General features: G+C 58.7%; 16 protein-coding genes. 11 read left to right on the top strand and 5 right to left on the bottom strand.

Features of this window, described 5'->3' with window-relative positions:
- Positions 1-274: 274 nt before the first annotated feature.
- From AC2FIR_RS09690 to AC2FIR_RS09675, 4 genes are all read left to right on the top strand, one after another.
- The gene (locus tag AC2FIR_RS09690) at positions 275-1,711 is read left to right on the top strand and encodes an amino acid adenylation domain-containing protein (RefSeq protein ID WP_480812823.1); all 1,437 of its coding nucleotides are present in this window, start codon (positions 275-277) and stop codon (positions 1,709-1,711) included.
- Entirely contained in the window at positions 1,711-3,024 is a 1,314-nt protein-coding gene (locus tag AC2FIR_RS09685) for a hypothetical protein (protein ID WP_496745926.1), read from the top strand. Before AC2FIR_RS09690 ends, AC2FIR_RS09685 begins: the two co-directional genes overlap by 1 nt.
- Positions 3,021-3,797: an enoyl-CoA hydratase-related protein gene (locus AC2FIR_RS09680; protein ID WP_496762219.1), complete on the top strand. Its 777-nt coding sequence runs from the start codon at positions 3,021-3,023 to the stop codon at positions 3,795-3,797. The genes AC2FIR_RS09685 and AC2FIR_RS09680 overlap by 4 nt, the downstream gene beginning before the upstream one ends.
- Before the next feature lie 85 nt (positions 3,798-3,882).
- A complete protein-coding gene (locus tag AC2FIR_RS09675; protein WP_170611847.1) occupies positions 3,883-4,635 on the top strand; it encodes an aspartate/glutamate racemase family protein in 753 nt (250 codons plus the stop codon).
- Positions 4,636-4,687: 52 nt separating this feature from the next.
- On the opposite strand, the gene AC2FIR_RS09670 is transcribed toward AC2FIR_RS09675, so the two are convergent.
- Positions 4,688-5,389, bottom strand: a complete 702-nt coding sequence (locus AC2FIR_RS09670; protein ID WP_170611684.1) for a GntR family transcriptional regulator — start codon at positions 5,387-5,389, stop codon at positions 4,688-4,690.
- A gap of 141 nt (positions 5,390-5,530) precedes the next feature.
- Here AC2FIR_RS09670 and AC2FIR_RS09665 point away from each other — a divergent pair, with 141 nt between their 5' ends.
- From AC2FIR_RS09665 to AC2FIR_RS09635, 7 genes are all read left to right on the top strand, one after another.
- Positions 5,531-6,781 (top strand): NAD(P)/FAD-dependent oxidoreductase, encoded by a 1,251-nt coding sequence (locus AC2FIR_RS09665; RefSeq protein WP_496745922.1) that lies wholly within the window; start codon positions 5,531-5,533, stop codon positions 6,779-6,781.
- Between the two features lie 62 nt (positions 6,782-6,843).
- Complete coding sequence (locus tag AC2FIR_RS09660; RefSeq protein WP_170611680.1) at positions 6,844-7,824, top strand: TRAP transporter substrate-binding protein; 981 nt, start codon at positions 6,844-6,846, stop codon at positions 7,822-7,824.
- 62 nt (positions 7,825-7,886) lie between these two features.
- Positions 7,887-8,414, top strand: a complete 528-nt coding sequence (locus AC2FIR_RS09655; RefSeq protein WP_480492186.1) for a TRAP transporter small permease — start codon at positions 7,887-7,889, stop codon at positions 8,412-8,414.
- 5 nt (positions 8,415-8,419) lie between these two features.
- Entirely contained in the window at positions 8,420-9,733 is a 1,314-nt protein-coding gene (locus AC2FIR_RS09650; protein WP_170611677.1) for a TRAP transporter large permease, read from the top strand.
- A 57-nt stretch (positions 9,734-9,790) separates the two neighbouring features.
- The gene (locus AC2FIR_RS09645; protein WP_170679100.1) at positions 9,791-10,225 is read left to right on the top strand and encodes a universal stress protein; all 435 of its coding nucleotides are present in this window, start codon (positions 9,791-9,793) and stop codon (positions 10,223-10,225) included.
- Positions 10,226-10,256: 31 nt separating this feature from the next.
- Positions 10,257-11,381 carry an enolase C-terminal domain-like protein gene (locus tag AC2FIR_RS09640; RefSeq protein ID WP_496745919.1) on the top strand — a complete coding sequence of 375 codons (1,125 nt, stop codon included), beginning with the start codon at positions 10,257-10,259 and terminating at the stop codon, positions 11,379-11,381.
- Positions 11,382-11,450: 69 nt separating this feature from the next.
- Positions 11,451-13,184 (top strand): thiamine pyrophosphate-binding protein, encoded by a 1,734-nt coding sequence (locus tag AC2FIR_RS09635; protein WP_496745917.1) that lies wholly within the window; start codon positions 11,451-11,453, stop codon positions 13,182-13,184.
- A gap of 121 nt (positions 13,185-13,305) precedes the next feature.
- Here the strand turns inward: AC2FIR_RS09635 and AC2FIR_RS09630 are convergent, their stop codons facing one another.
- The 4 genes from AC2FIR_RS09630 to AC2FIR_RS09615 all read right to left on the bottom strand — a co-directional run bounded on the left by AC2FIR_RS09630 (position 13,306) and on the right by AC2FIR_RS09615 (position 18,438).
- A complete protein-coding gene (locus tag AC2FIR_RS09630) occupies positions 13,306-13,878 on the bottom strand; it encodes a sarcosine oxidase subunit gamma (protein ID WP_496762217.1) in 573 nt (190 codons plus the stop codon).
- Positions 13,871-16,831 carry a sarcosine oxidase subunit alpha family protein gene (locus AC2FIR_RS09625; protein ID WP_496762215.1) on the bottom strand — a complete coding sequence of 987 codons (2,961 nt, stop codon included), beginning with the start codon at positions 16,829-16,831 and terminating at the stop codon, positions 13,871-13,873. The genes AC2FIR_RS09630 and AC2FIR_RS09625 overlap by 8 nt, the downstream gene beginning before the upstream one ends.
- Entirely contained in the window at positions 16,828-17,115 is a 288-nt protein-coding gene (locus AC2FIR_RS09620; protein WP_480913618.1) for a sarcosine oxidase subunit delta, read from the bottom strand. Before AC2FIR_RS09620 ends, AC2FIR_RS09625 begins: the two co-directional genes overlap by 4 nt.
- 72 nt (positions 17,116-17,187) lie before the next feature.
- Entirely contained in the window at positions 17,188-18,438 is a 1,251-nt protein-coding gene (locus AC2FIR_RS09615) for a sarcosine oxidase subunit beta family protein (protein ID WP_170611663.1), read from the bottom strand.
- Between the last annotated feature and the right edge of the window lie 284 nt (positions 18,439-18,722).

The raw sequence follows: 18,722 nt of genomic DNA, 5'->3' as shown, positions 1-18,722 counted from the left end.
ACTATTTCGTGATCAATCGTGAGTCATAATGGGAAATTTTCCCATTATCAATATTGCGTGACCCCTGAACCGATAGGAAATTGTCATGCAAGAAATCAACATCTCAGCTTCAAGCAATTTTACCCCTCTTAGCTCCTCAGAATTGCCCCTTCGACAACACCCAGATGTCCTCTGCCATCTCAGCCCTATGGATCAGGTCCGCTTCCGAAATTTCGGCTGGGGCCCCAAGGCGGAACCACGCCACGCCACAATTGCCGAAGCCTTGCAGCATCAAATGCAGCGGAACCCAAACGCGGTCGCCATCGACTGCGGTGGGCACGAGATAAACTACCGTACGTTGGACCAGGCATCCAACCGTCTGGCCGCCGTATTGCGCGCCCATGGTGTGAAACGCGGCGATGCAGTCTGCCTGTTTTTGCACCGCTCGATCGAAATGGTGGTTGGCATTGTGGCCGCCATCAAACTGGGTGCTGCGTATGTACCGCAGCATGTCGGCGTTGCGCCTCCCGAAACGCTCCGGCATGTGGCCGAAGTAACGCACGCGCGCGTTCTGCTCAGTCTCAGTGAACTGGCGGATCAGGTGCCCGTATCGGCAAACCAAACATTGATCACCATCGACACGGTCATGTTCGACCCGCTCCTGGATGCCCCAGCCCCGGATACCCGATACCGGGCGCGACCCAAAGATCTTGCGATGATCCTGTTTACATCAGGTACGACAGGTGTGCCCAATGGCGTTCAGGTCAGCCATGCCAATCTGGCGAATATCCTGCTGACCGCGCCCGGTGATCTGGGAATGCGCCCGGGCATGAAGGTTGGACAGGTTCTATCCATCGCTTTCGACATGGCCGCCTGGGAAACCCTGGGGGCGCTGTCAAACGGGGCAACGCTGGTTATTCGTGGCAAGTCCATTCAGGATACGGCGGAACAGGTGGACGTTCTGATCGCCACGCCGTCGATCCTGAACGCGCTGGATCATACACGATGCCAACAGGTCAAAGTCGCCGCCGTTGCCGGAGAACCCTGCCCACGCCCTCTTGCCGACAGGTGGTCGGCCTTTTGCACATTCTACAATTCCTGTGGTCCGACAGAGACGACAATCATCAACACGGCCGAGCCGCATCACCCCGGCAAACAGATCCTGTCCATAGGTCGTCCGACACCCAACAACACGGTCTACATTCTGGACGAAAACCTGCGCGCCCTGCCAATTGGCCAGAAGGGTGAGATGTGGGCCGGTGGGGATTGCGTGACAACCGGATACCTCGCCAACCCTGAGCTGACGGATGAGCGTTACCGCCCCGATCCGTTTCGCCCTGGCCATATGATGTTTCGCACCCGCGATCTGGGCCGCTGGACCGACGATGGAGAGCTTGAACATTTCGGCCGCGTTGATGATCTGGTCAAGATACGCGGCTTTCGGGTGGAACTGGACAGCGTCTCAGGCGCGCTCGAACAGTCGCCCTGCTGCCAACAGGCCGTGACGCTGCAATACGACAGCCGAAATCTGGTAAGTTTCATCTCGCCTGCTTCCGCTTGCCCCAAGCGTGCGGCGCGATCGGTTGCGGACCGTCTGCCCTATTATTGCTGTCCGGCTGTGGTGATGCCGATGGACGCCCTGCCACGGACAACACGCGGCAAACTGGACAAGCGCCTGCTGAAGCAACTCGCCCGTGACCACATCGCGCAAACCGGGACGGAGCTGAAGTGATGACAACTCAAACCACAAATCTGCAATCCCGGGGCCTGAACTGGCGGCGGGTCACACGGCACCCGGCGCTGATGGAATATCGGCGACTGGCGGCGCTGGTTGCCGTCGTCAATCTGGGTGTTTTCGTGATGGGGCTGCACCAGGGCAGGTGGTTTCATGATGGTGAGTACGCGCTGAACCTCATCGCGGACATGGCGTTGATCAACCTGAGCATCGGTATCCTGATCCGGCAGCAAAGGGCGGTCAACGCATTGTTCTGGCTGGCGACCCGGGTTCCGACATCCTGGCCTTTGTGGATTCGCTGGGGTGCCGGCAAGGTCTTTCATTTTGGCGGACTGCATTCAGGATGTACCGTTGCGGGCACGATCTGGTTCGGGTTCTTGCTGTTTGGAATGATCGCGAACAGGGGTGCAGGGGCGGATTCGCCCTCGGGCCTGACACTGACGCTAAGCGCCGCCATGGTCGTGTTGATGACCGTCATGGTGGTTTCAGCGTTGGGACCGATCCGAGCCCGATTCCATAATATGTTCGAGAAAATACATCGCTTCATCGGATGGACCGTCCTGGCGCTGTTCTGGGCACAGACGGTGTCAATAATTTCTGACACGGGCGATGCATTGTTGCACAGCACAGCGTTCTGGATGCTTTGCCTGATCACACTGTCGATCCTGTCTCCGTGGCTGACGCTGAAACAGGTGAAGGTTGATATTGTCAAACCGTCAAACCATGCGGTGATTGCCCGGTTCGAATACGGCGACACGCCGTTCCCCGGCAGTTCCAACGCCATCAGTCACACACCGTTTGGAGAGTATCACTCATTCGCCAATATCCCGGCCCCGAACCAGAAAGGCTACCGGCTGGCAATCAGCCGGGCCGGAGACTGGACAGGACGATTCATCGACAACCCGCCTGACAGGGTCTGGGTCAAAGGCATCACGACATCTGGCGTGGCCCGCATTGAGGTTTTGTTCAAAAAGGTCGTTTACGTCGGCACCGGGTCCGGAATTGGTCCGATCCTGCCTCATCTTCTGGCCGGTGACGTGCCGAACAGGCTGATTTGGTCGACCCGAAGCCCCCGAAAGACCTATGGGAACGCGTTGGTTGACGAGATCGAAGCGCATACTGACACCCCTCTGATCTGGGACACTGATAAACGGGGTAAACCGAACCTTTCCGCATTGGCTTTGCAGGCCGTGCGTGACAGCGACGCCGAGGCTGTCATCGTGATTTCGAACCAGAAGCTTACGCGCAAAGTCGTGCACGACTTGGAAAGCCTCGGCATCCCCGCCTATGGAGCAATCTGGGACAGTTGATCATATATGAGACAATTCAGACGGAAACTCACGGGCGTGTCGCCACAATCCGCTTCAACCGGACGGATCGGCTGAACGCCCTGAATTCGCAGGTCATGCATGAAGTGCTGGACGCGGCCACCATCTTCGAGGAAGATCCGGCAATCGGCTGCCTGATCCTGACCGGAAACGAGCGCGCCTTTGCGGCCGGGGCTGACATCGGCGAGTTGGCGGTTCAGACCTATGCCAGCATGCAGGCCAGCGACTTCTTTGGCGGCTGGGACCGGTTCGCCGCACTGAAACTGCCAAAGATTGCAGCTGTTGGCGGCTACGCGTTGGGCGGCGGGTGTGAGGTTGCCCTGATGTGCGACGTCATCCTGGCGTCGGACACCGCAAAACTTGGCCAGCCTGAAATCAAGATCGGCTGTATTCCCGGTATCGGCGGCACGCAGCGCCTTACCCGGCTGGTTGGACGCGCCAGGGCGATGGACATGATCCTGACCGGTCGAATGGTGGATGCGCAGGAGGCGCTTCAGATGGGTCTGATCAGCCGCGTAGTACCGTCCGAAGAACTTGAACAAACCGCACAGGATGTAGGACGAACCATTTCGGGCTATGCACCTGACATCGCAGAAATGGCTCGTGCCTGTGTAAACATGGCCGAACATAGCACGCTGGACTCCGGTCTTCGCTATGAGCGGCAGATGTACCACGCCCTTTATGGATTGCCGGCGCAACAGGAAGGCATGAATGCGTTTCTGGAAAAGAGAGAACCCCGGTTCCATTCCGCCTGAATTCCATCGAACGGGAAAGATCGGGATTGACTTTCCCAAAATTGTATACAGCTATGCGTACAATTGCATCCAGTGGGGCCACGCCATGCAGACCTGTTACGGTGGAAAAACGGTATACGGAGCCAACCTTGGCATTCTTATGCTTGAAACGCAGTTTCCGCGCATTCCCGGCGACATCGGAAATGCGCTGACCTGGCCTTTCCCGGTACAGTACCGCGTCGTGCGCAGCGCCACGCCCGAGTTGGTGGTGCGCAATGATGCACGGGAACTGGTTGACCTTTTCATCGAAGCCGCAAAAGACCTGGTTGCCTCAGGATGCGACGGTATCACGACAAATTGCGGTTTTCTTTCGATTGTTCAGGACAGGCTGGCCGAGGCGGTACGGGTTCCTGTTGCCACATCCTCTCTGATGCAGGCCCCCATGATTCAGGCAACGCTTCCCCCCGAAAAACGCGTGGGCATTCTGACGATCTCGAAAGAAACGCTGACGCCGGCCCATCTGGCTGCCGCGAATGTACCGGCTGATACTCCGGTCGTGGGCACCGAGGGTGGTCGGGCGTTTACCCGTGATATACTGGGAGATGCCCCCGAAATCGATTTTGCGGCATGCCGGCTGGATATGCTTGATGCGGCGCGGCAACTGGTGACAGAACATCCGGATGTCGGCGCAATTTTGCTGGAATGCACCAATATGACGCCTTACGCGGCGGACGTCCGCAAACTGACCGGGCTGCCAGTGTTCTCGATCTACACCTTCCTGAAATGGTTTCATGAATCGCTTGTACCGGATCGGTTTTCCCCGGAACTGGATGATCCACTGCTGGGGTTGGCGAGGTAGACATCGCACATCCTGACCCAGCTGCGTGACACAGTTGGGCAGGACTGTGGGTCTACAAGTTCCCCGGAACGTAGAGTTGGGAAAACGCCACGCGCACCAATTCGACCGTCTGTTCACTGCGGCGTTCAATGTGACGCCGTAAAGCTGCGATCGCGGCGTCTTTGTCCCGTGCCTTTACCGCATTCAGGATGATGCGATGCTGTGACAAGGAAGAGTGATCATAGTCAGGCGTATCCCGGCGATCACGCAGCAGCCGCAAGTTTATCATCCTTACATACCGGATGCGTTCGTTCACGTTGCACAGCAGCCGGACCAGTTCACTATTGCCCGACAGTGTCGCGAGCTTGACATGAAACTCTTCGTCCATGCGCAAAAGAACATTCAGATCGCTGCAAACAGAATAGGATTTCTCGGCCTCGTCCAGATAGGCGACAACCTCGGCGATTGCGTTGTCATCCGCTCCTTCAATGGTACGGATCAGCGCCTCGGTCTCAAGCGCGCATCGTAGCTGGTAAAGTTCCAGAATCTTGTCGGGGCTGAGTGGGCGGCAAAAAAACCCTTTGCCAAGCTCGAAAGTCAGGAACCCTTCGGCGGCAAGCCGGTTCAATGCCTCGCGCAGCGGGGTGCGGCTGACATCAAGGGTTTTTGTCAACGCGGTCTCGTTCAGGCGCTCACCGGGCATGAACTCGAAACTGATCGCCTTCTTGCGTAACGCCTCGTAGGCGCGTTCTACGCTTCCTTCGGATTTGGACATCTCATACCCAACAGTTCGGATTTTGCCCGTTCTATCAAAGCGCACGGGAAAAGAAACATTTGTCTTCACAGATTGCGACAGTACTGTATACAGGCTGGAATACGATGCAAGGGGCGATGATTCTCGCCGCAATGGGATGATATGACGTCTGAGGCTCAACAAGTCGTCGTAATTGGCGCCGGGATCGTCGGTGTCTCGACCGCTATCTGGTTGCGTCGCAAGGGCGCCGACGTCACCATTGTGGACCGCAACGCGCCAGGGGATAACAGGGCGACGTCATATGGCAATGCCGGGGTGCTGGCGGCATGCTCAGTCGCCCCTGTCACGGCGCCGGGACTGGTTCTCAAAGGTCCCCGAATGGCCTTGGACCCGAACTTCCCGCTGTTTCTGCGCTGGTCCTATTTGCCACGGCTTGTGCCATGGCTGACAAAATACCTGTCACATGCCAACGACAAGGACACCCGTAGAATTGCTGCCGGGCTGGCTCCGCTGACCTCGGACTCGGTCGAGCAGCACTTTGCCCTGACTAAGGGAACAGATGCCGCGCAATGGGTCCAAACCTCGGACTACAGTTTCGCCTATCCCGACCGCGCCGCCTTCGAAGCGGACAGCTATTCGTGGATGCTGCGTCAAACCGCAGGCTTTGAACCCGAGGTTTTGGAAGGGGACGCCGTTCGCGAGTTCGAACCGAACCTGACGGAAAATCTGAAACTTCTGGCCGTGATGCACGATCACGGATTTTCACGCAGCCCCGGATCATACGTGGCCGCGCTGGCAACCGAAGCCGAAAAACTGGGGGCTTCGATCCGTCAGGCCGAGGTTACAGATTTCGAGTTCACTGACGGTAAGGCAACGGCCGTTATCACCGACAGCGGCACACTGCCCTGCTCCAATATTGTTCTGGCGACAGGTGTCTGGTCCGGACCGTTGGCGAAAAAGCTTGGACTGTCCGTGCCACTCGAAACCGAGCGTGGTTACCACATTGAATTCGCGGGGGCGGAAAACGGGCCATCAACCCCGTTGATGATCACCACCGGCAAATTTGTCGCCACCCCGATGGCAAATGGGCTACGCTGTGCCGGTGTCGTCGAATTTGGCGGGCTGAAAGCCGGGCCTTCAAAAGCGCCGCTTGATTTGCTCAGGCGCAAGGTCGAGGAAAGCTTTCCGCACCTCAGGTTCGAAAACATGAACAGCTGGCTGGGCCATCGCCCTGCCCCGACCGACAGCCTGCCGTTGATCGGAGAGATTGGCCATAGCGGAGTTCTGGCCGGGTTCGGGCATCATCATGTTGGCCTGACCGCCGGGCCCAAAACCGGACGCATTCTGGCCGGGCTGGTGACCGGAGAGCGCAGCAATATTGATCTGACCGTCTACGATCCGCAGCGGTTCTGAAGAAACGACCATAAACGCCCCGGAAAATCAGGGGCCGAAAATAGGCAACAAGGGAGTTTGAAATGCCAAATACAATCACCAAAATTGCCGCTGGTGTCGCGGTAGCCACCGTATCAGCGGTATCGGCCAATGCTGAAACCTGGGATATGCCGATGGCCTATTCGGCCACCAACTTCCACTCGGCCACCGGTGCGATGTTTGCTGAATGCGTGACCACGGGAACGGCGGGTGAATTGACCATTCAAACCCACCCGGGCGGCTCGCTCTATGCGGGCGCGGAAATAAAACGCGCAATCCAGACAGGGCAGGTCAACATCGGTGAGCGTCTGTTGTCCGGTCACCAGAACGAAAACGCGCTGTTCGGCTTTGACTCTGTTCCATTCCTTGCGACCTCGTTCGAGGATTCCGAAAAGCTGTGGGATGTGGCCAAGGGCCCGCTGTCCGAACTGCTGGCGGAACAGAACCTTCATCTGCTCTATTCGGTACCGTGGCCGGGTCAGGGTCTGTATTTCGACCGCGAGGTCAACAAACTGGCCGATGCCGAAGGTCTGAAGTTCCGCGCCTATAACTCTGCCTCGGCCCGCATGGCCGAGCTTGCCGGGATGCTGCCGGTGCAGATCGAAGCCGCAGAAATCAGCCAGGCATTTGCGACGGGTGTGGCACAGGGCATGGTCTCGTCCGGGTCCACCGGTTACGACCGCAAAGTCTGGGAAAGCCTGTCGCATTACTACGGCGTGGATGCCTGGATGCCGCGCAACTATGTTCTGGTGAACATGGATGCCTGGAACGGCCTGGATGACGCGACCAAGAACGTTGTGAACGGCTGCGCCCTTGCCGCGGAATATGCAGGCGACTGGCGTTCGATCCAGTACACCGAGTTCACCGTGAACGAGCTGGGCAAGAACGGCATGACCACCGGCCCCGCAAGCGATGAACTGGCCGCTGAACTGCGCGCGATCGGCGAGACTATGACCGCCGAATGGCTGGAAGCTGCCGGCGAACAAGGTCAGCAAATCGTCGACGCCTTCAAGGCTGCCCAATAATCCTTGGCTGAAACAAGCCCCGATGCCGGTCCGGCGTCGGGGCGCAGAAGAGGAGAATTGCCGTGGCGCTGTTCAATCTGTTGCGCGTTGTTCTGGATGCTCTGTACCGCTGGGCCGGATATATCGCCGCTGTCTTTCTGATCCTGATCCTGTGTTTCGTCTCGATGCAGATGATCTCTCGATGGGTGGGTGAGGTTGTCGTGGGTGGACCAGATTTCACCGGCTATTGCATGGCCGCCGCGTCGTTTCTGGCGCTGCCCTATGCGCTGAACAGCGGCAGCCATATTCGGGTGAACCTGCTTTTGAACGCGCTTGGACGGTTCCGGCGATTTGGGGAAATCTGGTGTTGGGCAGTTGCCAGTTACCTGACATATCTGTTCGCGCGCTACGCCATCAAACTGACCTATGAAAGCTATCGCTTCAACGACATCAGCCAGGGGCAGGACGCGTGGCCCATCTGGATCCCGCAGATGTCGATGGTCATCGGCACGGTCCTGCTGGCAATCTGCGCCTTCGACAACCTGATCAGTACCCTTTTCACGGGTAAGGACAACATTCGATCCGCCGGGGTCGATGTGCACGCGGAGTAAGCCCAGTGGAACAATTCTACCTCGTCTCCATCTTTCTGTTCGCGCTGTTTGTGCTTTTGGGCACAGGCGTCTGGGTCGCCCTCGCGCTGTTTGGCGTGGCTTACCTTGGACTTGAGATGTTCACATCACGCCCGGCTGGCGACGCGATGCTGACCCGTATCTGGACCGGATCCTCAAGCTGGACACTGACGGCGCTGCCGCTGTTCATCTGGATGGGCGAAATCCTGTTCCGAAGTCGATTATCGCAGGACATGTTTCGGGGTCTGAGCCCGTGGATGCAACGTTTACCCGGTGGCCTGGTCCACGTGAATATCGTCGGCTGCACCATATTTGCTGCCGTGTCCGGTTCTTCAGCGGCTACGCTCACCACCGTCGGCAAAATGTCGATCCCGGAACTGCGCAAACGGGAATACCCTGAATATATGATCATCGGGACCCTGACCGGCGCGGCGACGCTGGGCCTGATGATTCCGCCATCTCTGACCCTGATTGTGTACGGGGTCGCCGTCGAGCAATCGATTTCGAAACTGTTCATGGCAGGCATCCTGCCCGGTATCGTGCTGGCCAGCATGTTCATGGCCTATGTCGCTGGATGGTCCTTTCTGCGCCGTGATGAAGTACCGGAAATCTCCGACCGTATGACCTTTGGGCAGAAACTGAACGAAAGCCGGTTCCTCATCCCGATCATCCTGTTGATCCTGGTTGTCATCGGCTCGATGTATGGCGGCTTTGCCACGGCAACCGAGGCTGCCGCTATTGGGGTTATCGGATCGTTCATTCTGGCGGCCATGCAGGGATCGCTGACCAAGGAGGCCTTCATAGAAAGCCTATTGGGTGCCACCCGAACCTCGGCCATGATCGCCTTTATCCTCATGGGTGCCATTGCCCTGACACTGGCGATGGGCTTTACCGGACTGCCGCGCGCGCTGGCGGAATATATCGAAGGGTTGCAACTGTCGCGCTTCTCTCTGCTGCTGGCGCTGATGCTGTTCTATATCATTCTCGGCATGTTTCTGGACGGCATCTCGTCGGTCGTCCTGACCATGGCGATTGTGCAGCCGATGGTCGAGGGCGCGGGCATCGATCTGATCTGGTTCGGAATCTTCATCGTGGTGGTTGTGGAAATGGCGCAGATTACACCCCCGATTGGTTTCAACCTTTTTGTTATGCAGGGGATCACCCGGCACGAGATGGGATATATCGCCAAGACCGCCCTGCCGCTGTTCCTGATCATGGTGGTGATGGTCTTTGTGATGATCGCTTTCCCGGAACTGGCCACCTGGCTGCCTGACAATATGCGGAACTCGGCTGGCCGGTAACCGGCCGGCCCCTTCCACACTTTATATTCGCCTGTCACAGCAGGGGGGACCCACGTCATGACCCGATCCAAAATACTCGCAGCCGTTGATCTTGTGCACAAAGACAGCGACGCCCACGTCGTTCACGAAGCGATTTCGCTGGCCCGATCCCATGACAGCACGGTCGAGGTGATCTTTGTCATACCGGATCAGGAGCTCAGCTATGTTCAGGGTTACATCCCGGCAGAAATGCACCAGCAGGTACTGATCGAGGCAGAGAATGATCTGGCCGCGTATTGCGCCGACTTCAATTGGCACGGCGTCGCACACAAAACCAGGGTGCTGCGCGGTGTCGTTTACGAGCAATTGATCAACCACGCCGACGATCAGTCAGCAAGTTTCGTCGTGATCGGTGCCAGCAAACCATCGGTCCGGGATTTTCTGATCGGACCAAACGCTGCCCGGGTGTCGCGATACGCCCGTTGCAGCGTGCTGGTCGTGCGGCCGAACTGACCACCATCAACTCTCACTTTCGGAGACATACGTGAGCGACCATAAAATCGAAACTCTGCGCGTTCATCGCATTTCGATCCCCGCCAAAGCTGTCCATTCGCATGGCAGCGGCGACGTAGCAGGTATCAACGTTGCGATATTGGAGTTGGTAACGGATACCGGCCTTACAGGCTGGGGCGAAGCCTCACCCTGGCCTGTCTTTACCGGAACCGCCGAGGCGAACGCCGCCGCCCTGCACGTGCACCTGCGCCCGCATCTGATCGGTCAGGACCCGGTCCAGGTCGAAAAGCACATGAACATGGCGGAGAAGGTGCTGATCGGCCACCCCGAGGCCAAGGCCGCGCTGGAAATGGCGCTGCTGGACATCACCGGCCAGATCACCGGCCTTTCGGTCTGCGAACTGGTCGGCGGTAAAATGCGTGACAGCATGGGGATGAGCTTTTCGGTCGCCAACCCAGATTTCGACGCGGACCTCGATGACATCGCCGCGATGTGGGAAGACGGCGTGCGCATCTTCAAGTTCAAGACCGGTTTTGCCGACCATCGGTTCGACCTTATGCGCTGTGAAAAACTGCGTGATATCTATGGCGACGAGGCGGACATCCGCATTGACTACAATCAGGGTCTTCCGGCCTATGACGCCGTGCGCTGCATCCGGGATCTCGAGGCGTTTCGCCCGACATTTGTCGAACAGCCCGTCAAGATGCACGAACGTGAAGCCCTGGCCCACATTGCGCATGTAATCGATACCCCGATCATGGCGGACGAAAGCGTGTTTGACCCCAAAGGCGCGCTTTACGGGGCGCAGATCCGGATCGCGGACATTTTCTCGCTCAAGATCATGAAATCCGGTGGTATTCGGCGGGCGCTGGAGGTGGCGGCAATCGCCCGTGCTGCCGGAATCGAGATCTATGGCGGCTGCATGTTCGAAACGGGACTGGCCCATGCCGCCGGTGCCCATCTGATGGCCGCCGTACCGGACCTGGTCCTGCAATGCGAATTCTACATGGCGACCTACTACGCCGCGGAAGACATTCTGACCGAACCCTTCCCTGTCAAAAACGGGCGGGTACACGTTCCGACCGGGCCGGGCCTGGGCGTTCAGGTCAATCCTGACATGCTGACAAAATACGCTGTCGCAGAACCTTTGACGTAATATCAAAAACTTCAGGTCAGCTGCATACAGCACTGTGTGCGGCAGCTGATCGGGAAAGGGAACCTACCCATGGAACACCAAGACAAAAAGCGCATGAACGGCGCCCAGATCATCCTGAAGATGCTCGAATTGCACGGCGTCCGCCATGTTTTCGGCCTGCCGGGGGAAACCACCATCGGCTGGTACAAGGAATGGCGTGAACACAGCAATATCGAGTTCGTCCTGACCCGCGATGAACGCACCGCATCCTACGCCGCCGAGGCCTATGCGAAGATCACCGGGCGCCCATGCGTTCTCGAGGCCCCCAGCCCCGGCGTCACTCATTGTTCGCCCGGCATCACCGAAGCTTTCCTCAGCTCGGTTCCGGTGATCTTTTTCAGTTCGGACATTCCGATCAATCAGGACAAAAAACACGGTCTGACCGGGGTCGATCAGACCAAACTCTACGACAGTATCTGCAAGGAAAGCTTTGTGCTGACGAACGCAAGGGAAATCCCGTTCCTGCTGCGCCGGGCCTTTCGTGTCGCAACCTCCGGTCGCCCTGCACCGGTGCATATCCGAGTGCCGATCAACATCTTCGGAGAAGAGGCGGAGGTTGACGATCTCTATGCCGAGGCGGAATACAGCCAATACCCGGCGCACCGCCCAGTTGCCGACCACAGCAAAATCCGCGCTGCAATCGAGATTCTTCTGGCTGCCAAAAAACCGGCCATTGTCTGCGGCCAGGGCGGGCTGATCTCAAAAGCCTCCGACGCAGTTCTGGAACTGGCGGAACTTCTGCAAATCCCCGTCGGCACAACAACGCCCGGCAAAGGCACCATTCCAGAGGATCACCCACTGGCACTGCGCGTCATCGGGGGGCGCGGCGGAATGGAGTATTCCAACCAGTACGTGTTTGAAGCTGACACGATCTTCTTTGTCGGGTCAAACACCGACAGCGCTGCGACCGACCACTGGAAGCTGTACGGGGACCCAAAATCCAAGACCTTTCTGCATCTGGATATTGCCGAGGCGCATGTCGGCAACAACTTTCCCGTCAAAGTGGGCATGGTCGGCGACGCGCGGGCCAGCATTGAATACATGGTCGAGATCATCAGGGCCGAGCATCCGAGCCTGAAGCGCGACAGGATCGATCTGAACCCGATGAAGAAAACCGCGCTCGACAATGTCTTCAACTCGAACATCCCGATGCCCGAAGGGACGATCTCGCCGGTCAAGCTCAGCCAAGCGCTGGACAAAATAATGCCGGACGACGCCGTGATCACGTCGGAGCCGGGCGTCAGCGCGATCTACCCGTCTGCCCTTCTGACGTTCAAAAAGCCGGGCCGGCGTTACATCACCAACTACTCCATGGGTGCGCTGGGATATTCGGTGCCTGCCTGTCTGGGGGCGTCCTATGCCAATGACGGCCCGGTGATTTCCTTTACCGGTGACGGGTCGTTCGGATTTGTCATTGGCGACATGGAGTCGATCAAGCGTTCCGGCAAAAACGTCACGATTGTCCTGACCCGAAACGACACATTCGGCTGGATCCGGGGCGAAGCTATCCTACTGGACGAAATAGATGAACCGTGGTCCACCGACTTCGGCCGTGTGGATTACTGCAAGGTTGCCGAGGGGTTTGGTTTCCGTACCGCGAAAATCACAAGTGAGTCAGAAATAGAGGCTGTTCTGTCTGAGGCGATCGCCAACCCCGGAGCGAACTTCATCGAAATCATGGTTCCGTCGCAGGACAAGATCGTCCCGTTCGTCCCGAACTGGGTGCGCGCCGCGCGGGCCAAAAACCTGCCGCACTTCTACTGACTCAAGCCGCGGCCCCATGGGCCGGGGGGCGTGCAAAACCCTTCTTATTCCGACAAGGACAGTAAGAAAGGTATTAGGTTGGCGCGTGCTGACATGCGCCAACACGGGCAACGAAATCGCCTCAGCCCCGGCACACGGCCTGAGCTATTTCAGTAATGGCATGATGGAGTGATTTGGCCGAGGATCGAGGGCCAAGGGCGGAGAAGGACGTTCCGGTCTCGTGGCACCACAGGTAGCAACCGATGTGGTGGATCGAGCATCGGGTTGCGGCACCGGATTGCATGGTTCGGGTGTCAACATTGCAAAGCCGTTCGAACAGATCGCAGGCGGCCGGGCCAGTAATGTCAAACCGGCACCAGCCGTCGGTTTGTTCGACAACCGAAGCAGTGTCTCCGACAGCGGCCTTGACCTCAACTGCCAGCATCTCGTGGCTTGCGTGATCGGCGTCGATCATCCAACTGTCCGGACCAATCCAGAATGCCGAAAAGGCCGATGTCGCCACCGATTGGCCCGGCGCAGGCAGAGCCGCACCTATCAACTCATTTGCCTTGGTGACACACGCTGCCTCATGCCCTTGACGTGCGGTCAGTGACGCCAGCGCCCGCGAGGTGTTTTCCGTGATCGTCAAGCCGGGAAAGCCGTCTGATCGGGGCTCGGCACATCCAAGCGGTGTGAGCGGTTTCAGTTTATGCACGCTGACGTCCTCCATCGGGATCGACAAAATGGGCGCTGACCACCTCGACCTTCACTTCGCTGCCCTCCAGGGGGTTGACCAGACGCAGAACCTCGCCCATCCGATCTGCACCGTTTTTCAGGAACCCGATGCCGATCGAACTGTGCAGGACCGGTGAATAGGCGGCCGAAGTGACATAGCCCTGGTCGTGGGCCGCATCGACCGGACCATCACTGGTCATCAAATGGCCCCCTGCGACCACGGGGTCGCCGGCATCCACCGGTTTGAAGCCCACCAGACGCAGAGCGTCTTCCTCGTTCAGCCCAGCGCGCTCGCTCAGGGTGTTGCCGATGCAGTCCTTCTTTTTACTGACCATCCGGCCCATACCAAGGTTCAGCGCCGTGGTGGTGCCGTTCAGCTCATTGCCGGTGGCATGCCCCTTTTCGATCCGCATGACGCCCAAGGCTTCTGTGCCATAGGGTACCACACCGAATTCCTCTCCCGCCTCCATCAGCGCGCGGATCATCGCATCGCCATAGCGTGTGGGCACGGCGATTTCATAGGCCAGCTCGCCGCTGAAAGAGATACGGAACAAACGCGCCCGGCAACCGCCGCAAACGGTGATCACGGCACAGGCCATGAACGGGAACGCTTCGTTCGATAGATCGAAACCCGGATCGACAATCTTTTCCAGCAACTTGCGGGAATTCGGCCCGGCCACGGCATACTGGGCCCAGGCCTCGGTGGTCGAGATCAACTGCACGTCCAGATCGGGCCACAGACATTGCCGCGCAAACTCCATCTGGCGGTAAACCAGAACAGCGTTGGCGGTGGTTGTCGTGACCACAAAGTGGTCGTCGGCCAGTCGCGCAGCGGTGCCGTCGTCATAGGCGATGCCGTCTTCACGCAGCATCAGGCCATAGCGCACCTTGCCAACCGGCAGTTTCGCGAACCCGTTGGCATAGATTCTGTTCAGGAACTCAGCCGCGTCCGTTCCCTGCACGTCGATCTTGCCCAGGGTGGTAACATCGCAGACACCAACAGATTTGCGGGTCTGCAGAACCTCGCGATCCACCGATTGCCGCCAGTGCGTCTCACCCTTTTGCGGGAACCATTGTGCCCGAAGCCAATCGCCGACTTCGGTGAACACCACGCCCTGTTCCGTTGCCCATTTGTGGCTGGGCGTCTCTCGGGTCGGATGGAAATGTTTGCCGACCGACCGGCCAGCCAGAGCACCCATCGCAACCGGCGTATAGGGCGGGCGGAAAATGGTGGTGCCGGTCTCCGGGATCGACTTGCCCGTCATCTCGGCCATTACCGCCAGGCCACCCATATTCGACGTCTTGCCCTGATCGGTGGCCATACCCAACGTGGTATAGCGTTTCAGATGTTCGACCGAGACATAGTTCTCCTGATGCGCCAGTTTGACGTCCTTGACGGTCACATCGTTCTGCTGGTCGATCCAGGCGCGACCCTTGCCCTCTTTCACATACCAGAAGGGTTGCAGGTTCACCGGTGCGTCCTCGGCCTGCGGCATATCCCCGACCTTCGCCGCAATCCCGAGGTCCGACAGTGCTGCCGCCGCCCCTTCTGCGCCGGTTTTCAGCGCGCCGTGGGTCGACATCAAGCCAGCCGCGGCCCCGGCGACCGACATGCCAACCGGTAACACGTCACCCGGAACAAACGCTGCAAGACCCTCGTTCCATTGCGGACGCCCGCGCTGATGACAGGTCAGGTGCACATTGGGGTTCCAACCGCCTGAGACAGCCAGACCGCCGCATATGATATCGCGGGTGAACCCTTTCGCTGTACGGACCGTCACCGACCCCAGACCCAGTCTGCCCTTGCTGTTGATCACCTGCGCACCGGCGAACAGTTCCGTCCCTTCGATGGCGGGTGCGTCGGCCCGCGTGTCGATCACGGCGGTGACATGTACACCTTTGGATATCAGGTCGGCAGCCGTGCGATGACCGTCATCGTTGTTGGTAAACACCGCCATATGTTCGTGCGGTGTCACTGCCCAGCGATTGGCATAGGCCCGGGTTGCCCCGGCCAGCATCACGCCGGGGCGATCATTGTTGGCAAAAGCGATGGGCCGCTCGGTTGCGCCGGCACATAACAACGCCCGTTTCGAATAAATCCGCCACATGATCTGCCGGGGCTGCCCGACACCGGGCGTCAGTACGTGATCGGCCACCCGCTCGACAGCGCCATAGGTGCCATGATCGAAAGCCCCGATCACAGTGGTGCGCGACAGCAGGCGTACATTGTCCATCGCCGACAGTTCTGCCACGGCCTGCGCTGCCCAGTCCGATCCGGCCATTCCGCCGACCTCGTAACTTTCGGCGTTAAGGCGCCCGCCCAGAACAAAATCCTCGTCCGCCAGAATGACCCGAGCACCTGCTCGGCCAGCTGTCAGCGCGGCCATCAGGCCCGCCGGACCGGCCCCGATCACCAGCAGATCGCAATGCAGAAAGCCCTTGTCGTATACATCAGGGTCGTCCTGTCCGGACACGCTGCCCAAACCGGCCGCGCGCCGGATCGCCGGTTCATAGAGCTTTTCCCAGAACGCCTTCGGCCACATGAAAGTCTTGTAATAAAAGCCTGCGGTCAGGAAGTTGCTGAACATGTCATTGACCGACAACACATCCCGCTTCAGCGACGGCCAGCGGTTTTGCGATTTTGCCTCGAGCCCGTCAAAAAGCTCGGCCACGGTGGCGCGGGTGTTGGGCTCCTGCCGCGCGCCCGAGCGGAGTTCGACCAGCGCGTTGGGCTCTTCGGATCCGGACGTCAGCGGCCCGCGTGGACGGTGATACTTGAACGACCGACCCATCAGCCGCACGCCATTGGCCAGCAGGGCCGAGGCCAGTGTGTCGCCAGGGTGACCCTGATATCTTTTACCGTCAAAGCTGAAGCTCAGGGGTTGGGTCTGATCGACAAGCCCACCATTCAACCGGTTGGTCTGTACACTCATTTGCTGCGCCCCCTTGCCCGGGCCACATCACGGGCCAGTTCGACGGATGTGATCTCATGCGTCAAGGTGTTGCGCGTCACCACCAACCAGGACCGGTCGCCTTGCTCGTGATACCACAACTCACGATGCTCTCCGGCCGGGTTGTCGCGCAGATAGAGATAGTCGTGAAAGGCGTCAGCAGCATTTTCGGCCTGCCAGTCGGGGCGGTCGATCAGGGCAGCGTCGCCGAGATAGACAAACTCCTGCGCATCGCGGGACCCAAGAAGCGGATGGTTGATAATCAAGGCATTGGCTCCTGTCGCATTTTCGAACCGCGGAACCGGTTACCGGTTTTGCAGAAAATGCTCATGTCTTCTTCAGTGCAGGTTGGGCTGCGCGCCCACCCCCTTCTCATCGATCATGTGGCCGGTGCGGAACCGGTCCAGGCGATAGGCGGTCGCGACATCATGCGGCCGGTCTGTGGACAGCAGATGCGCAAAGCACCAGCCCGAGGCCGGGGTCGCCTTGAACCCGCCGTAACACCAGCCGCCGTTGAAATAGAGCCCATCAATATGTGTCCGGTCGATGAACGGAGACCCATCCATCGACATGTCCATAACGCCGCCCCAGGCGCGCAGCAGACGCACCCGGCCTAGCGCCGGTATCAGCGCCACGCCGCTTTCCACAACATCCTCGATCACCGGCAGGTTCCCCCGCTGGGCATAAGTGTTGTACATGTCGATATCGCCACCAAAGACCAGTCCACCTTTGTCGGACTGGCTGCAATAGAAGTGGCCCGCGCCAAAGGTGATCACACCGTCAATCACCGGCTTCAGCCCTTCGGACACAAACGCCTGCAACACATGGCTTTCGATTGGCAGGCGCATCCCCGCCTTTTCCATCACGCGGCCTGAAGACCCGGCCACAGCCACGCCAACTTTCTTGGCCCCGATGAACCCACGCGAGGTCTCGACCCCCAGAACCTTGCCGTTCTCGATGCGAAAGCCAGTGACCTCGCAGTTCTGGATGATGTCCACGCCACGCTGATCCGCGCCACGCGCATAGCCCCAGGCCACCGCGTCGTGACGCACCGTGCCGCCGCGCCGGTGCAGAAGGCCGCCCTTGATCGGAAAGCGGCCGTTGTCGAAGTTCAGAAATGGATACATCGCCCTGACACCCGCTGTATCCAGCAGTTCAGCGTCCGAGCCGTTCAGGATCATCGCATTGCCCCGGCGCCGTGCCGCATCGCGCTGCGCATCCGTATGCACAAGATTAAGAATGCCGCGCTGGCTGACCATGGCGTTGAAATTGAAATCCTGCTCCAGCCCTTCCCAAAGCTTCAGGGAAAACTCGTAGAACGGCTCGTTCCCGTCCAGCAGGTAGTTCGAACGAATGATCGTCGTGTTCCGCCCGACATTTCCACCGCCGATCCAGCCCTTTTCCAGAACCGCAATCCGCGCCTCGCCGAACTCTTTAGCCAGATAGTATGCTGTGGCCAGACCGTGGCCGCCGCCGCCTACGACAACAATATCGTATTGGCCCTGAGGTTCAGGGTCGCGCCACGCCGGTTCCCAGCCCTTGTGCCCGGTCAGAGCCTCTTTGATGACCCGAAAGCCGGAATATCGCATGCTTTGCCTCGTTCTCGTTTGGAACGCCGTCTGGCGTTCCGCTTGGCCATACTCATCGAATCTAAGACCAACACATGTCATTCCGCGACATTGTTTTTCGTTTTCGGGTCAAAATTCAGAGAAGTCGGTTAGGAGACTTGACCTCCCGAGTATTCTAAATCGAGTGCTCGAACACAAGAAGCGGGCAATCGCACATGCGTCGTCAAGATGCTTGGTTCCATTCCGATCTGCAGATCTTAGCGCCAGAAACTGCATTCGCTGATGTTCGACCTGTGTTTCGGCGC

Source organism: Ruegeria sp. CDSB136 (assembly GCF_059610965.1).
This window is presented reverse-complemented; position numbering and strand designations above follow the sequence as displayed.

Coding starts and splice junctions, on each gene's coding strand:
- AC2FIR_RS09690 (WP_480812823.1), top strand. CDS start 275: ATGCAGCGGAACCCAAACGCGGTCGCCATCGACTGCGGTGGGCACGAG.
- AC2FIR_RS09685 (WP_496745926.1), top strand. CDS start 1,711: ATGACAACTCAAACCACAAATCTGCAATCCCGGGGCCTGAACTGGCGG.
- AC2FIR_RS09675 (WP_170611847.1), top strand. CDS start 3,883: ATGCAGACCTGTTACGGTGGAAAAACGGTATACGGAGCCAACCTTGGC.
- AC2FIR_RS09670 (WP_170611684.1), bottom strand. CDS start 5,389: ATGTCCAAATCCGAAGGAAGCGTAGAACGCGCCTACGAGGCGTTACGC.
- AC2FIR_RS09665 (WP_496745922.1), top strand. CDS start 5,531: ATGACGTCTGAGGCTCAACAAGTCGTCGTAATTGGCGCCGGGATCGTC.
- AC2FIR_RS09660 (WP_170611680.1), top strand. CDS start 6,844: ATGCCAAATACAATCACCAAAATTGCCGCTGGTGTCGCGGTAGCCACC.
- AC2FIR_RS09645 (WP_170679100.1), top strand. CDS start 9,791: ATGACCCGATCCAAAATACTCGCAGCCGTTGATCTTGTGCACAAAGAC.
- AC2FIR_RS09635 (WP_496745917.1), top strand. CDS start 11,451: ATGGAACACCAAGACAAAAAGCGCATGAACGGCGCCCAGATCATCCTG.
- AC2FIR_RS09625 (WP_496762215.1), bottom strand. CDS start 16,831: ATGAGTGTACAGACCAACCGGTTGAATGGTGGGCTTGTCGATCAGACC.
- AC2FIR_RS09615 (WP_170611663.1), bottom strand. CDS start 18,438: ATGCGATATTCCGGCTTTCGGGTCATCAAAGAGGCTCTGACCGGGCAC.